Source organism: Streptomyces sp. LUP30, from assembly GCF_001746365.1.
Classification (GTDB): Bacteria; Actinomycetota; Actinomycetes; order Streptomycetales; family Streptomycetaceae; genus Streptomyces.
Genome location: NZ_MJAJ01000053.1, coordinates 44,355 through 58,832, shown reverse-complemented (window position 1 = coordinate 58,832; position 14,478 = coordinate 44,355). Strand labels below are relative to the sequence as shown.

Sequence of the window (14,478 nt, the reverse complement as noted above, 5' to 3'; positions counted from 1 at the left end):
CGGACCTCCGGCCGGGCGGGAGGGCGTGGAGCGATCCGTGCGCTTCGCCCTCGTGTCGGGCCGTTTCGTGGCGATCGGCGGCAGCGCGCGACCGATCTCCCCCGACAGGCCGACGGGCGAGGCGGAAGGCGAACCGGCGGACGGGTCGGCGGACGAACCGACCCAGGTCTCCGAGCAGTCGGCGACGCTCCAGTCGGTCACCCCTCACCCCCTCGTCGCACCCGGGCGCACGAGGCCGCCTCAGAAGTTGATCGAGTTGATCGTGTCGGCGAGGGAGTTGAGGAAACGGTTGATCGACGGGGCCATGCCGGTCGAGGCCAGGAAGAAGCCGAACAGGATGGCGACGATGGCCGGCCCCGCCTTGATCGACCCTCCTCGGATCAGCACGACCAGGATGATCGCCAACAGCAGCACCACTGACAGTGAAATGGCCACAACTGATCACACGCCCTCGGTCGGTCCGCACTCCCGAGACCATCGTGCCACCAACCCGGCCTCCCTATGCGGCCCGTGACGCATCATTGCGACGCCGTCCCCGGCCCCGGGCGCTCCACGCGGCAATTCGGGGCCCTGTCCGCACAGGAATTGGGGCGGTTGGTTTCCGCATCCACACAACGTGTGCGCAGGTAATTCGAATAATGACCGGTGCCGCGTCAACTACGGCCCCACAACCGGCGTTATGCACCTTTTAGTCGGTATGAATCGTGACATCACGGTCGGTCAGAGGTTACCGGTGCCGATCGATCACACGTCCGGGAGGTGAATAACAAGGAATGACCTGGCGTGTTTTACGAATACGCGGGCACGAGGCTAGGGTGCATCGAATGTTCCACGCCGCCTCGTCTCTCGTTCCGAGCTCCCGCTCGCCCCAGAACCAGAACGATCAGCACGATCAGCACGACGGTCGACAGGACGATCACCATGACCGGGCCCCCGGCGGGTCCGGCTCCGGCCGCCCCGAGGACAGACCGGCCGAGCGGCCGTCCCCGCGGCCCGGCGCGCAGCGTGACGCGTTCTTCGACAACGCCAAGTACCTGGCGATCGTGCTGGTGGCGCTGGGTCACGCCTGGGAGCCCCTCAAGGGCGACAGCCGGGCGCTGCAGGCGGCGTACATGCTCGTGTACACCTTCCACATGCCGGCGTTCATCGTCATCTCCGGGTTCTTCTCGCGGAGCTTCGACGGGAGCCCCGAGCGGCTGAAGCGGCTGATCACGGGCGTCGCGGTGCCGTACGTCGTCTTCGAGACCGCCTATCCGGTCTTCCGCCGTTACGTCGATCACCTCCCGACCCAGGACATCAGCCTTCTCGACCCCTGGTACCTGACCTGGTTCCTGTGCGCGCTGTTCATCTGGCGGCTCACCACCCCCGTCTGGAAGCTCGTCCGCCATCCACTGCCCCTCGCGCTGGGCGTCGCCATGCTGGCCTCCGTCACCCCGGCCATCGGCGACGACCTCGACCTGCAGCGGGTTCTGCAGTTCCTGCCGTTCTTCGTGCTGGGGCTGTGCCTCGAACCCCGCCACTTCCGGCTGGTGCGCCGCCGCTCGGTGCGGATCGCGGCCGTGCCCGTGTTCGCGCTGGCGCTGGCCTTCACCTGGTGGGCGGTGCCCCGGATGAACGGCGGCTGGCTCTACCACCGCGACTCCGCGCAGGAGTTGGGCGCTCCCTGGTGGGCCGGACCCGTCATGCAGCTCGCGCTGTTCGGCTGCTCGCTGCTGCTGACGGTCTGCTTCTTCTCCTGGGTGCCGGGCCGCACGATGTGGTTCACCGCGCTCGGCGCGGGAACGCTCTACGGCTATCTGCTGCACGGCTTCCTGATCAAGGGCGCCGACTACCGGGGCGTGTTCGACCAGCCCGCGCTGCACCGGCCGCTGGGTGTGGTCGCCGTCAGCATCGCTGTGGCCGTGGCCGTCACCCTGCTGTGCACCCCGCCCGTACGGCGTGTCTTCCGGTTCGTGATGGAGCCGAAGATGGCGTGGGCCTTCAAGCCCGACGCCGCCGAACTCGCCCGCGAACGAGCCCGGCGACAGTCGGGTCAGGACCAGCAGGAGCAGTGGCAGGGGCGGACGCGGGAGGCGGAGGCGGAGCGGCGCGAGCGGGTCGGGGTTCAGGAACGCTGATCCGTGAGGCCGAGCAGTGCGCGCATCCGTGCGTACTTCTCGGTCAGCCGCGTGCGGGTGGGCGCATCCAGGGCTGCCAGGCGCGCCGGGTCCGCGTTGTGCGCCAGATCCGCCTCCTTCACCAGCAGTGCGCCCGGCGTGGCCAGAATGCGGGCCGCGTACGCCTCGGGCGTCTCCCCCGCCCGCTTGGTGACCGCCAGGACGACCGCCTTCGTGCGGTCGCTCAGGTCGGCTGCCGTCAGCCAGGCCTCGGACAGGGCGTCGTCCTCGACGGCGTCGTGCAGCCAGGCGGCCGCGATCTGGTCGGCGTCGCCGCCCCGCGCGCGGACGCCCTCCGCGACCGCCCGGAGGTGTTCGGCGTAGGGCCGGCCCGCCTTGTCGGTCTGCCCCGCGTGGGCGGTGCGGGCCAGGGTCTCGATCTCGGGCAGGGTGAGCATGGCGGGGTCCCCCTCGGACAGGGCTCGGGCCGGATCGGCCGGGCTCAGGACAGCGGCGCCGACGCGGCTGTCGGGCCCTCGCGGCAGATCAGCAGCAGGGCCCGGTCGTCGTTGACGTCCTTCGCCACGGCCTCGATCAGGTGCCAGGCGGCGCCCTGGAAGCCGCCGGCGACGTAGCGGTCGGCCTCGCCGGTGAGACGGTCGATGCCCTCGACGATGTCCCGGTCGGACGTCTCCACCAGGCCGTCGGTGAAGAGCATCAGCACGTCTCCGGGGCGCAGCGAGCCCTTCACCGGGTCGAACTGGGCGCCGTCGTACACCCCGAGCAGGGGGCCTTCGGCGGCCTTCTCCTCCCAGCGGCCGCTGCCCGCGCTGAGCTGGAGGCCCGGCGGGTGGCCGGCCGAGTAGAGCTCGTAGTCGCCGGAGTCGAGGTCGAGGACGAGGTGGATGGAGGTCGCGAAGCCCTCGTCCCAGTCCTGCCGGAGCAGATAGCCGTTGGCGGCGGGGAGGAAGGCGTGCGGGGGCAGCGAGCCGAGCAGGCCGCCGAAGGCGCCGGACAGCAGGAGCGCGCGTGAGCCGGCGTCCATGCCCTTGCCGGAGACGTCCGTGAGGACGACTTCCAGGGTGCGGCCGCCGTTGGTGCGGGCCGCGACGACGAAGTCCCCGGAGAAGGACTGGCCGCCCGCGGGCCTGAGCGCCATCTCGCGGTGCCAGCCGGTCGGCAGGCCCGGCAGCTTGCTCTGCACGCGGATGCGTTCGCGCAGGTCGAAGAGCATGGTGCCGCCGCGCCGCCAGGGCACGCCGACCCGGCTGCGGAACTGGGCGATGAGGAGGCCGAAGAAACCGCATGCGGCCACCACGAGCACCACTCCGGGCGTGACCCGGGACGGACCTTCGGTGTAGGGGCCCAGTCGCACCGACTCCACGATGAGCGCGCTGGCCGCCGCCGCGTACAGGCCGAGCAGGCTCGACGGACGCAGCAGAAGGCCGCCGGCGACGATCGGCAGGACGAGGGCGGCCGGGGAGCACCACACCGAGTTGGCGAGCGTCGTGAGGGCGATCAGCGGCACGGTGAGCAGCAGGAAGGCCAGCGCGATCCAGTCCGAGCCGTCGCCGCGGAAGTAGTCCACGGCGCTTCTGCGCAGGCCGGTGCGGACCCGGTGCAACAAGTGCTTCATCCGGGCCGTCAACGTCTCGGCTTCCGCGCGCCGCTGTCGTCCTGCTGCCATTAGTTCGGGACCCTATCCATCGAACCCGTCGCTTGGCACGGGAGGTCCCACTTGTCCCCCCTCCGAGGCTCAACTTCACAGTGAACTTCACGGAAAGCGCTCGCGCCGCCAGGTGGGCGAAATTCCCTGGCTCGTCCCGCATCGGGCTGCTAGGCATGAGCCCATGACGAGCGAGGCGGCTGGGCGGATGCGGGGCCTGCGACGGGATGAATGGGACGAGTGGTACGACGCTCTCCTTCGGGCCTTCGGCGGGGTCGGGGAAGCGGCCGAGGAGCGGGAGCTTTTCAGGGAGCTCACCCCGTACGAACGGTCTCTGGGCGTGTGGGACGGCGACCGTTGCGTGGGGACGGCGGGGGCGTACGACTTCCGGCTGACCGTGCCGGGCGGGGCCTCGGTGCCGACGGCGGGTGTGACGATGGTCTCCGTGAGCGCGACGCACCGGCGGCGCGGGATGCTGACGTCGATGATGCGCCGGCTGCTGGACGACGTGCGCGCGTGGGGTGAGCCGCTGGCGGCGCTCACCGCGTCCGAGCCGGCGATCTACGGCCGGTTCGGGTACGCCACGGCGAGCTTCGGGCTGAACGCCGAGATCGACACCGGCCGGGTGCGGCTGTCCGTCCCGGCCGGCACGGACGACGTACGGATGCGGTACGCCGACCCCGGCGCCGAACTCGCGGCGTGCGAGGGGGTGTACGCGCGGACGGTGCCCGGCCGGCCCGGGATGCTGGCGCGGCGGCCCGGCTGGGAGCGGCTGGGGCTGCTCGACCCGGAGAGCGAGCGGGCCGGGGCGTCGCCGCTGCAGTGCGTGCTCGCCGAGCGCGACGGCGAGGTCACCGGGTACGCCCGTTTCCGGGTGCTGCCGCGGTGGACGGACAGCGGGCCCGACGGGCAGGTGCAGCTGCAGGACCTGGCCGGGGTGGACGCCCTCTCCCAGGCGGCGCTGTGGCGGTTCCTGTTCGGGATCGACCTCACCGCCTCGCTGAGGCTGCGGGGGCGGCCCGTGGACGAGGCGTGGCTGCATCTCGTCTCCGACGTCCGGCGGTGCGAACTGCGGGTGCGGGACTCGTTGTACGTCCGGCTGGTGGACGTCGGCGCGGCGCTGGGGGCGCGCACGTATCAGGCGCCGGTGGACGTCGTGCTGGACGTGGAGGACGCCTTCTGCCCCTGGAACGCGGGCCGTTGGCGGCTGAGCGGGGACGCCAAGGGCGCGGTCTGCGCGCCCACCACGGACTCCCCCGATCTCGCGCTCTCGGTGCGGGAGTTGGGGGCGGCGTACCTCGGCGGGGTGAGCCTCGCCTCGCTGGCGGAGGCCGGCCTGGTGCGCGAGCTGCGGCAGGGCGCGCTGGCGGAGGCGGCGGTGGCGTTCGGGTCGGCGTCGGCACCCTGGCTGCCGCACGGGTTCTAGGCGGTCTTCTCCGGCCGGTTCAGCTCTTCTGGCAGGTGGGGCACCAGAAGAGGTTGCGGGCGGCCAGGTCGGCGGTGCGGACGGCGTCGCCGCAGAGATGGCACGGCTGGTGGGTGCGGCGGTAGACGTACACCTCGCCGCCGTGGTCGTCGACGCGGGGCGCGCGGCCCATCGCCTCCGGGGTGTGCTGGGGGCGGACCGTGTCGATGCGGTTGTGGCGGACGCCGTCGCGCATGAGGGCGACGAGGTCGGTCCAGATCGCGTCCCACTCGGCGGGCGTGACGGTCCGGCCCGCCCGGTAGGGGTCGATGCCGTGCCGGAAGAGGACCTCGGCGCGGTAGACGTTCCCCACGCCCGCGATGACCTTCTGGTCCATGAGGAGCGCGGCGATCGTCGTACGGCTGCGGGAGACGCGGGCGTAGGCGAGCCGCGGGTCGGCGTCGGCGCGCAGCGGGTCCGGGCCGAGGCGGGCGTGCACGGCCCGCTTCTCGACGTCCGTGATCAGGGCGCAGGTGGTGGGGCCCCGGAGGTCCACGTAGGAGGTGGGGCCGGCCAGGCGGAGGCGGACCGTGTCGGTGGGCGCCGGCGCGGGTGCGTCGCCGAAGACGACCTTGCCGAAGAGGCCGAGGTGGATGTGGATCCACCGTTCGCCGTCGAAGCCGAGGAAGAGGTGCTTGCCGTGCGCCTCGGTGCGGATGAGCGGACCGCCGGTGAGGAGGGCGGCGGCGTCGGCGAACTTGCCCTGGGGGCTGGTCACCTGGAGGGGGCGGCCGGCGAATCGGGCGTAGTCCTGTGCCAGCCGGTGGATGGTGTGCCCTTCTGGCACCGGCGCGTTCCTTTCCTCACCGCCCGTTTCGCCCGACCGTATCGGGCGGGGCGGTCCCGCGTCCGGGCTCCGGCCGCCGCGCGGGGCGGCCGGTGCTCCGATTCCGGGTTACTGCTGGGGGTGGTGGGCGGGGATCTCCGGGAGGTCGCCCGTGGTCTCGTACGCCGAGAGCATGTCGATGCGGCGGATGTGCCGCTCGTCCTCGGAGAACGGGGTGGCCAGGAAGGTCTCGACGAACTTGGTCGCCTCGTCCTGGGTGTGCATGCGGGAGCCGACCGCGACGACGTTGGCGTTGTTGTGCTGGCGGCCGAGGGACGCGGTCTCCTCGCTCCAGGCCAGGGCCGCACGCACGCCCTTCACCTTGTTCGCCGCGATCTGCTCGCCGTTGCCGGAGCCGCCGATGACGATGCCGAGGGCCCCGGGGTCCGCGGCCGTCCGCTCCGCGGCGCGGAGGCAGAACGGCGGGTAGTCGTCCTGGGCGTCGTAGATGTGCGGTCCGCAGTCGACCGGGTCGTGGCCCGCCGCCCTGAGCCATTCGACGAGGTGATTCTTGAGTTCGAAGCCGGCATGGTCCGAGCCGAGATACACGCGCATGGGATGAGTGTGACACGCGCGGCGCGGGGTAGCAGCGCCGGGTGCCGCGTCCGCAAAGCCTGCACAACTCCATGGAACCTCAGGAAAACCTCAAGTAACGATTCCGAATCAGAGGTTCCCGAATTCATTTACCTCGGATTCACTGGACCGGCTCGTAGCCCCCCACGCACGACGCACCAGATTCCCCACGCGGCGCAAAGGAAGACCCTCTCCATGACTTCGCAGCCGACCCTCTCCAAGGCCGAACACGGCCCTGGAGCTCCCGGAGAAAACGGTTCCGGGCTTCAGGCAGGTCTCAAGAACCGGCATCTGTCGATGATCGCCATCGGCGGTGTCATCGGCGCGGGACTGTTCGTCGGATCCAGCTCCGGCATCGCCACCGCCGGACCGGGCATTCTGCTGTCCTACGCTCTCGTCGGCACGCTCGTGGTGCTGGTGATGCGCATGCTCGGGGAGATGTCCGCGGCCAATCCGACCTCCGGCTCGTTCTCCGCGCACGCCGACCGGGCGCTCGGACGCTGGGCCGGGTTCTCCATCGGCTGGCTGTACTGGTTCTTCTGGGTGGTCGTGCTCGCGGTGGAGGCCACCGCCGGGGCCAAGATCCTCGAAGGGTGGATCCCCGCCGTACCGCAGTGGGGGTGGGCCCTCATCGTGATGGTGGTGCTGACGGCCACCAACCTCGTCTCCGTCGGCTCCTACGGCGAGTTCGAGTTCTGGTTCGCGGGCATCAAGGTCGTCGCCATCGGGGCGTTCATCATCGTGGGCGGACTCGCCGTCTTCGGCGTGCTGCCCGGCGTCGACAGCGACAAGGCGGGCCTGAGCAACCTCACCGCCCACGGCGGCTTCCTGCCTCACGGGCCCGGCGCCATCCTCACCGGTGTGCTGCTCGTCGTCTTCTCCTTCATGGGCAGCGAGATCGCGACCCTGGCGGCCGGCGAGTCCGAGAACCCGCAGCGGGCCGTGACCAAGTCGACCAACAGCATCATCTGGCGGATCGGCGTCTTCTACCTCGGCTCGATCTTCATCGTCGTCACGCTGCTGCCCTGGAACGACCCGTCCATCAAGGACCAGGGCTCGTACGTCGCCGCCCTGGACTCCCTGGGCATCGCGCACGCCGGTCAGATCATGAACTTCATCGTCCTGACGTCGGTGCTGTCCTGTCTCAACTCCGGCCTCTACACGGCTTCCCGTATGGCCTTCTCGCTCGGTGAGCGGGGTGACGCGCCGAAGGCGTTCGCCCGGACGACGGGCCGGGGCGTTCCGCTCGCGGCGATCGTGTCCTCCGTGGTCTTCGGGTTCGTCGCCGTCTTCTTCAACTACCGGTTCCCCGACTCCGTCTTCCTGTTCCTGGTGAACTCCAGCGGGGCCGTGGCCCTGTTCGTCTGGCTGGTGATCTGCTTCTCGCAGCTGCGGATGCGGAAGATCATCCAGGCCGAGGCGCCCGAGAAGCTGGTCGTCAAGATGTGGCTGTACCCGTATCTGACGTGGGCGACCGCCGCGCTGATCGTCTTCGTCCTCGGTTACATGCTGACCGACACCGAGGGCGAGAGCAGCGGTCGGACGACCGTTCTGCTGTCGCTCCTCGTCGCGGCCGTCGTGGTCGCCGTCGCCTTCGTGAGGCAGTGGGACTCCCGCCGCCCGGGCAGGCCGGGCTCCACCGTCACGGCGGCCGAGGCGGAAGCCGGGCCCGAGGCGCAGGCCGAGACCAAGGTCTGAGTTCCCGTCCGGGTCCGGGCTCGGGCTCGGGGTCCGGGGCTCGGGTGAACAGAGGGGAAGAGGTCCGCTGCGGCGGGCCTCTTCCCCTCTCTTCTCTCGCCTGTTCTGCCGCCTTCGGCCCGTTACTGCCGCCTTCGGCGACGGATCACGTCACCGTGAAGCTCGCTTTGACCTTCTCGTACGTCCTCAGGGCCGCCGCCTCGGTCCCGGGCTGGTACCAGGTGTTGACCTGGTACGACTTCCCGTTCTCGTCGAAGCCGAGGAGCCGGGCGTGCCAGGGGGTGCCCTTCAGGGTGAAGGTGTACTCCCAGACGACCGCCCGCAGCCCTCGGAACGTCGTCTCCTCCAGGCGGATCTTGCGGTAGTCCCGGCCCTGCCGGGCGTTCCGCTCGGAGGTCTGCCAGGTGTCCATCAGATCGCCTCGCGCCAGGGAGGATCTGGCGACGAGTTCCTGGACGCCGTCCGGGGACGTGTAGTGGACCTCCGCGCCCGTCTTCACATCGCGTCGCCAGCCCCTGGGCGTCGTCCAGGCGAAGCCGCCGGCCTCCTGGTGCGCGCCCGGCGGCAGGCTCGGCGGCCTGAAGGTCCCCTCGACCGTGGGGGACGCGGAGGGGCCGGCGGCGGTGGTCGCGGGGCCGGTGACCGTGGACGCCCGGGGCGAGGACCCTGCCGACCGCCCGTTGCCGTCGTGCGCACCGGGAGCCTTCGCCAGCATGATCGCGACGACCGTGCCGACGGCGACGACGAGGATGACGACGGCCCCGACGACGGCGGCGAGCGCGCCCGCGCGCCGTCCCCGCCGCGGGCCCCCTCGCCCCGGGAGGGTGGTGCGCGGGCGTCGGCCGCCGTCGCCGGAAGCAGCCGGCACGGCGGGACCTGGCAGCTCACCGCCGGGCAGTTCACCGTCGGGCAGTTCACCGTCGGGCAGTTCACGGTCCGGGGGCGCTCCCTCCGGCCGCCGGGTCGGCCCGCTCGGGGCGGCCCTTCGTTCCGTGACCGCCCGGGAGCGGGTCAGGGAGACGCCGGGGCTCGGGTGCGGCGTGCCGACGGGCCCGAGGGACGGGGGCTCGGCGCCCGACTCCGAACGCGACTCGGAGGCCCCAGCGGGTGCGGCCGCCAGGCCTGCGCCGGCGGCCGGGACGTCGAGGGCTTCGGGAGCGGCGGAAAGGGCGGACCGCTCGGGCCGGCCCGGGGTTCGGACGTGCCCGGGCACGGAGTCCCGGGGTTCGGGACGGGGCGGGGCGGGACGCCGGGGGTCCTGCGGGACCGGCCCGCTCCGGGCGTCGAGAAGCGTGCGGACCGGCGGTTCCCCCAGCGGCGGCCGTCCGGCGCTCGGCGGACCCACCGCAGCCGGACCGCGATCCCGTACCGCGTCCCCGGCTTCCTCGGCCGCCCCGGGACCGTCGGGGACGATGGGACCGGCGGGCCTCGCGGGGCGGTCGAAACGGTGGGCGCCTTCCGGCGGGGGTGTCGGCACCGATGTCGACGGCGGCGCGGCTTCCTGCGTCACCGTCGAGGCCGGGGCCGGGGTCGGGGCCGGGGTCGGGGTCGGGAAGGCTATGGGGGCGAGGACGGCTTCCAGGGCGGTGAGGGTGGGGCGGGCGGCGGGTTCCTTGAGCAGCAGAGCGGCGAGAACGGTGTGCAACGGCCCCGCGCCGGGCGGGAGTCGGGGCTCCTCGTAGAGGACGGCGTGCAGGGTGGCCAGCGTGGTGTCCCGGGAGAAAGGGGAGTGACCGGCCAGTGCGGCGCACAGCGTCGCGCCCAGGGACCAGACGTCGGAGGGCGGGCCCTGCAGCCGGCCGGAGATGCGTTCGGGTGCCATGTAGTCGGGGGAGCCGACCAGCATGCCGACCATGGTCAGCGCCTTCGCGTCCTGGATCGCGGCGATGCCGAAGTCGGTGAGGACCACCCGCCGGTCGCCGCCCGCACGTCCCTCTCCGTGGCCGCCGTCCCCCTGCGCGCCCCGGCCGCCGCCACCTCCCGGCCCGTCGTCCGTTCTCCAACCTCCGTGCTCCACCAGGACGTTGCCGGGTTTGATGTCACGGTGCAACACCCCCCTCGCATGGACCTGGCGCAACGCCGTGACCAGCCCGAGGCCGATGCGGGCGGTCTCCCGGGGACCCAGCGGACCGTCCTCGGCCATGATCTGCTCGAGGGAGCGGCCGGCCACCAACTCCATGACGATCCAGAGCCGTTCGCCCTCGTCCACGACGTCGTAGACGCGCACCACGTTGGGATGGTCGATGCGGGCGGTCGCCCGGGCCTCGCGCAGGGTGCGTTCGCGGCGGGTGCGGGTGTCCTCCGAGCCCAGGCCGTCGATACGCATCTCCTTCACCGCGACCGGCCGGTCGAGCACCTCGTCGGCCGCTCGCCACACCCGCCCCATTCCCCCCTGGCCGATGCTCTCGACCAGCCGATAACGCCCCGTCACCAGCAACCCGGGAAAACCGCCGCTCTCTGAATTCCCGCCGCCCCCCGAACCTTCCCGATTCCCCGGACTCCCCGGATTCCCCACGTTTCCCGAATTACCCGGCAATCCGCTGCACCCCCCATATTGTCCGGACTCAGAAACACAATAGTCACACTTAGTGCCGTACCAGCATAGTGCGGAGAAATCTTGTGGTACCTCTTCAAGTACTGCGAATTCAGGCGCAGCCAAGGGGGCCGAACATGAGTTCTCGTCGTGCGACGACCATTGCCGGATCGCTGGTCGCGGCATCGTTCTCGGCAGTGTTGATCCTTTCCTTCCCTGCCGGGGCGGACGATCAGGGGCCCGGCAGCGGCAAGGGGGGAAAGTCCGTCGACCAGGCGCCTGCGGGCGTGAGGACGACGACGCTGCTGCCGGAGAGGATCTCGGTCGACAACAAGTCCGGGAAGACGGCGATCACCGCCACGGTGAAGAATGAGGGGACGAAGGACAGCGGACACATACGGCTTCTGATCGTCGGCTTCGACGGGCTCACGGTCAAAAGCGTTCAGGGATGCGACGCGATCGCGAAGAAAGATCTTCCGGCGGGTTCCAACAGCGGTTTCTCCTGCCCCGTCGACAATCTCGCGGCCGGCGCGTCGAAGTCGTATGACGTCGGCGCGACCTTCGATCTGGGAAAGTCCGGGAAGATCTGTCTGCCGGTCCAGACGAGTGACGGCAAGAAGACGTTCTGGCAGCAGGGACCGGTGCCGTTCGGCACGACGAACCCGTCGCCGAACGCACCCGCCACCCCGCTGCTCCTCGGCACCGACAACACGCCCGCGGCTCCCGGCGGCGACGAGCTGCCCAGGACCGGCGTCGGGCGGGACGTGCTCCCGCTGGGCGGGGCCGGGATCTCGCTGCTCATGGCGGGCGCGGCCGGACTGTGGTGGTCCCACCGGCGGCCGACGGTCCGGCCGAGCTGAGCCCCACACGGCCGACGGCCGACGGCGGACAGCCGCCGGCCGATGACCGATCACCGATCACCGATCACCGATCACCGATCACCGATCACCGATCACCGATCACAAATTACCGACGACAGATCACCGACGGCCCGCGAGGCGGAGGAGCGCGACACACGGACATGACGGAGGCGTGATCCGACGGACGCCGTCGGATCACGCCTCCTCCCGGTCGGCGCCGGTGTCACAGCCGGACCGTCAGCGGCGTCGGCAGGTCATCGCCGGACGAGCTTCCACGCGGTGGGCAGCAGGCCCATCGCCAGAGCCGCCTTGAGGGCGTCACCGATCAGGAACGGGGTGAGGCCGGCCGCGACGGCGGCGGAGGCGGAGATGCCGGCCGCGTAGGCCAGGTACGGGACGCCGACGGCGTAGATGATCGCCTCGCCCAGCAGCATCGTGCCCGCCATGCGCAGCACGGAGCGGTCGGCGCCGCGCCGGGCCAGCGCGCCCACGACGGCGGTCGCGAGGATCATGCCGAGGATGTATCCGAAGGAGACGCCGACGCCCGAGGTGCCGTCGGCGAACCACGGCACGCCCGCGAGTCCGGCCAGCGCGTACACGGCGAGCGAGGAGGCCCCGCGGCGGGCGCCGAGGGTCGTGCCGACGAGCAGCGCGGCGAAGGTCTGACCGGTCACCGGGACCGGGGTGCCGGGGACGGGGACCGCGATCTGGGCCGCGAGGCCGGTCAGCGCGGCGCCGCCGAGCACGAGCGCGACGTCCCGGACCCGGGTCGTGGCCCCGCCCGCGCGGAGCGTGGGGAACGGAAGCAGGTCGGCGAGGACCTGTCCGGGACGGGCGGGGGTGACGGCGGCCGTGCTCATGGGGACTCCGCGGAGGTCGTACGGATCGGGGACACGGCGACGCTATCCCAGGGGCGTGCACGCGATCACCGTCAGCGATCGACAAACGGGCGATCGGGGACTTGGTGGGCTTCGGACAAAGCATGGGCGTTACACCCGGTACGGGGTGACGCCGGTCACTGAGGTGAGGTGGTGCGGGCTACGCGGGCGCCTCGTGCGGCCTCTGTAGGGTCCCGCCAAACACGCAGTCGCCGTCTCGCCCGTCGGTCGACGTCTGGGCAGGACGGGCCCTCGCTGCTAGCTTCGAGCCATGGTTGCCCAGGCCCAGGCTCTGAACTTCTCGTCGCGTCGCCATGTCGACCTGCGACGAGTGGGCACTGCCGCCTGTCGCCCTCCGGTGTGAGGCGGGCGGAGCCGATCATCCGGCGCGCCGCGCTCCACAGACGGCGCAGTGTCGGACCGGCTCCTGACTCCCGAGGAACTTCCCCATGCCCCGTACCGCGGCTCCCCCCGCTCTGGTCTCCCCTCTCACCCGGGTCGCCGACAGCGACCGCCGGCGCACCAACGCCAGTGTGATCCTGCGGTCCGTGCTGGAGCACGGACCGGTGGCGCGCTCCACCATCGCCCGGCTGACCGGCCTGTCCCCCGCCTCCGTCACCGACCACTGCGCCCGGCTCGCCCGGATCGGACTGCTCCGGGAGGCGGCCGCGCCCCGGCGCAACAACGGGGTGGGCCGCCCGCACGTTCCCGTGGACCTGGACGACTCGCGGTTCGTGGTGGGCGGCGTGCACGTGGCGGTGCCGTACACGACCGTCTCCCTGCTGGATCTGCGCGGACGGGTGGTGGCGCGGCGGGAGTTGAGCCATCGCGGTCTCGAACCGTCCGAGGTGCTGGCGCGGGCCGCCGACGGGCTGGGCGCGCTGCTGGGCGAGACCCCCGGCTGCCGTCCCCTGTCGCTGGGGGTCGCCGTGGGCGGCTGGGTGGACCGGGATTCGGGCACCGTCGTCGAGCATCCGCTGCTGGGCTGGCGGGACGTGCCGGTGCGCGAGGCGGTGAGCGCCCGCACCGGGCTTGCGGTCCATGTGGACGGGCACGCGCGGGCGTTGGTCAACGCGGAGCGGTTGTTCGGGCGGGCCCGCGGCAGCCGCAGTGTGCTGCATCTGTTCGTCGGGAACATGGTCGACGCGGCGTTCGCCACCCACGACGAGGTGCACCACGGGCCGCGTTCCCAGGCGGGCTCGATCGCACATCTGCCGTTGGCCGGGGGCACGCAGCCGTGCGACTGCGGCCGGGTCGGCTGCCTGCAAGTGGAGCTGAGCGAGCGGACGTTGTGCCGGAGGGCCCGGGAGGCTGGGGTGAGCGACGGGGCGAACCCGATGCAGGTGGTCGCCGCAGCGGACGCCGGTGATCCGGTGGCGGCACGGCTGTTGCGGGAGCGGGCACGGATGGTGGGGCGGGCGGCCGGTCTGCTGCTGGACGTGCTCAACCCGGAGCGTGTCGTGGTCACGGAGGTGGGGGTGCTGTTCCGGGAGGACTGCCTCGCGGCGCTGCGGGACGAGGTGGGAGGGGGGCGCGGGGCCACCGTCTCACCGAGCAGCTTTCCCGACTCGGTGCTGGCCGTGGCGGGCGGGGCGGTGGCACTGGACGTGCTCTACCGCGACCCGCTGACCTCGTCCGCGGACGTCCCACCTCAGCGGAGTTAATTCAGAAACTCCGAATGTTGACAGGCCTCGTACCCGGACAGGAACATCTTTCTCATGAGCTGTCGCACTTTCTGTTGCTGACGCCCCGGCGCGCCGGGAGCGCGCCCTTCTCCCCGCCTTCGACCGGGTGAATTCCCTCCCCCGGTGATTTTCCTCTGCCGGGCCCTGCCACATCCTGTCGTGCCTTGTCGCGCCCAGCACCGCCATGCCGTGCCTTTC

General features: G+C 71.6%; 13 protein-coding genes. 6 read left to right on the top strand and 7 right to left on the bottom strand.

The features are described from left to right. Positions 1-240 precede the first annotated feature (240 nt). Positions 241-435 carry a hypothetical protein gene (locus BG482_RS32540; RefSeq protein WP_069772786.1) on the bottom strand — a complete coding sequence of 65 codons (195 nt, stop codon included), beginning with the start codon at positions 433-435 and terminating at the stop codon, positions 241-243. Between the two features lie 389 nt (positions 436-824). On the opposite strand from BG482_RS32540, the gene BG482_RS32535 reads away from it, so the two are divergent. Further along, complete coding sequence (locus tag BG482_RS32535) at positions 825-2,117, top strand: acyltransferase family protein (protein ID WP_079142423.1); 1,293 nt, start codon at positions 825-827, stop codon at positions 2,115-2,117. On the opposite strand, the gene BG482_RS32530 is transcribed toward BG482_RS32535, so the two are convergent. Then, entirely contained in the window at positions 2,105-2,554 is a 450-nt protein-coding gene (locus BG482_RS32530) for an HD domain-containing protein (protein WP_069772785.1), read from the bottom strand. The genes BG482_RS32535 and BG482_RS32530 overlap by 13 nt on opposite strands. Positions 2,555-2,598: 44 nt before the next feature. After that, entirely contained in the window at positions 2,599-3,783 is a 1,185-nt protein-coding gene (locus BG482_RS32525; RefSeq protein ID WP_069772784.1) for a PP2C family protein-serine/threonine phosphatase, read from the bottom strand. Between the two features lie 163 nt (positions 3,784-3,946). Here BG482_RS32525 and BG482_RS32520 point away from each other — a divergent pair, with 163 nt between their 5' ends. Continuing rightward, positions 3,947-5,188, top strand: coding sequence for a GNAT family N-acetyltransferase (locus BG482_RS32520; RefSeq protein ID WP_069772783.1), 1,242 nt, complete (start codon positions 3,947-3,949; stop codon positions 5,186-5,188). Positions 5,189-5,207: 19 nt separating this feature from the next. On the opposite strand, the gene BG482_RS32515 is transcribed toward BG482_RS32520, so the two are convergent. Both BG482_RS32515 and BG482_RS32510 read right to left on the bottom strand, forming a co-directional pair. Further along, on the bottom strand, positions 5,208-6,014 hold the full coding sequence (locus BG482_RS32515) for an Fpg/Nei family DNA glycosylase (protein WP_069772782.1): 807 nt from the start codon (positions 6,012-6,014) through the stop codon (positions 5,208-5,210). A gap of 108 nt (positions 6,015-6,122) precedes the next feature. Next, positions 6,123-6,608 (bottom strand): ribose-5-phosphate isomerase, encoded by a 486-nt coding sequence (locus tag BG482_RS32510; protein ID WP_069772781.1) that lies wholly within the window; start codon positions 6,606-6,608, stop codon positions 6,123-6,125. 213 nt (positions 6,609-6,821) lie between these two features. On the opposite strand from BG482_RS32510, the gene BG482_RS32505 reads away from it, so the two are divergent. After that, positions 6,822-8,324: an amino acid permease gene (locus BG482_RS32505; protein ID WP_079142421.1), complete on the top strand. Its 1,503-nt coding sequence runs from the start codon at positions 6,822-6,824 to the stop codon at positions 8,322-8,324. Positions 8,325-8,469: 145 nt separating this feature from the next. Here the strand turns inward: BG482_RS32505 and BG482_RS32500 are convergent, their stop codons facing one another. Next, positions 8,470-10,755, bottom strand: coding sequence for a serine/threonine-protein kinase (locus BG482_RS32500; RefSeq protein ID WP_107450836.1), 2,286 nt, complete (start codon positions 10,753-10,755; stop codon positions 8,470-8,472). Between the two features lie 239 nt (positions 10,756-10,994). On the opposite strand from BG482_RS32500, the gene BG482_RS32495 reads away from it, so the two are divergent. Then, positions 10,995-11,717: a hypothetical protein gene (locus tag BG482_RS32495; protein WP_069772779.1), complete on the top strand. Its 723-nt coding sequence runs from the start codon at positions 10,995-10,997 to the stop codon at positions 11,715-11,717. Between the two features lie 254 nt (positions 11,718-11,971). Here BG482_RS32495 and BG482_RS32490 read toward each other — a convergent pair whose 3' ends face one another. Further along, positions 11,972-12,577: a biotin transporter BioY gene (locus tag BG482_RS32490; RefSeq protein ID WP_069772778.1), complete on the bottom strand. Its 606-nt coding sequence runs from the start codon at positions 12,575-12,577 to the stop codon at positions 11,972-11,974. A gap of 289 nt (positions 12,578-12,866) precedes the next feature. Here BG482_RS32490 and BG482_RS46275 point away from each other — a divergent pair, with 289 nt between their 5' ends. Further along, positions 12,867-12,959: a putative leader peptide gene (locus tag BG482_RS46275; RefSeq protein ID WP_370745933.1), complete on the top strand. Its 93-nt coding sequence runs from the start codon at positions 12,867-12,869 to the stop codon at positions 12,957-12,959. Positions 12,960-13,044: 85 nt separating this feature from the next. Then, complete coding sequence (locus BG482_RS32485; RefSeq protein WP_069772777.1) at positions 13,045-14,259, top strand: ROK family protein; 1,215 nt, start codon at positions 13,045-13,047, stop codon at positions 14,257-14,259. The last annotated feature ends 219 nt before the right edge of the window (positions 14,260-14,478 follow it).

Coding starts and splice junctions, on each gene's coding strand:
- BG482_RS32535 (WP_079142423.1), top strand. CDS start 825: ATGTTCCACGCCGCCTCGTCTCTCGTTCCGAGCTCCCGCTCGCCCCAG.
- BG482_RS32530 (WP_069772785.1), bottom strand. CDS start 2,554: ATGCTCACCCTGCCCGAGATCGAGACCCTGGCCCGCACCGCCCACGCG.
- BG482_RS32525 (WP_069772784.1), bottom strand. CDS start 3,783: ATGGCAGCAGGACGACAGCGGCGCGCGGAAGCCGAGACGTTGACGGCC.
- BG482_RS32520 (WP_069772783.1), top strand. CDS start 3,947: ATGACGAGCGAGGCGGCTGGGCGGATGCGGGGCCTGCGACGGGATGAA.
- BG482_RS32510 (WP_069772781.1), bottom strand. CDS start 6,608: ATGCGCGTGTATCTCGGCTCGGACCATGCCGGCTTCGAACTCAAGAAT.
- BG482_RS32505 (WP_079142421.1), top strand. CDS start 6,822: ATGACTTCGCAGCCGACCCTCTCCAAGGCCGAACACGGCCCTGGAGCT.
- BG482_RS32495 (WP_069772779.1), top strand. CDS start 10,995: ATGAGTTCTCGTCGTGCGACGACCATTGCCGGATCGCTGGTCGCGGCA.
- BG482_RS32490 (WP_069772778.1), bottom strand. CDS start 12,577: ATGAGCACGGCCGCCGTCACCCCCGCCCGTCCCGGACAGGTCCTCGCC.
- BG482_RS46275 (WP_370745933.1), top strand. CDS start 12,867: ATGGTTGCCCAGGCCCAGGCTCTGAACTTCTCGTCGCGTCGCCATGTC.
- BG482_RS32485 (WP_069772777.1), top strand. CDS start 13,045: ATGCCCCGTACCGCGGCTCCCCCCGCTCTGGTCTCCCCTCTCACCCGG.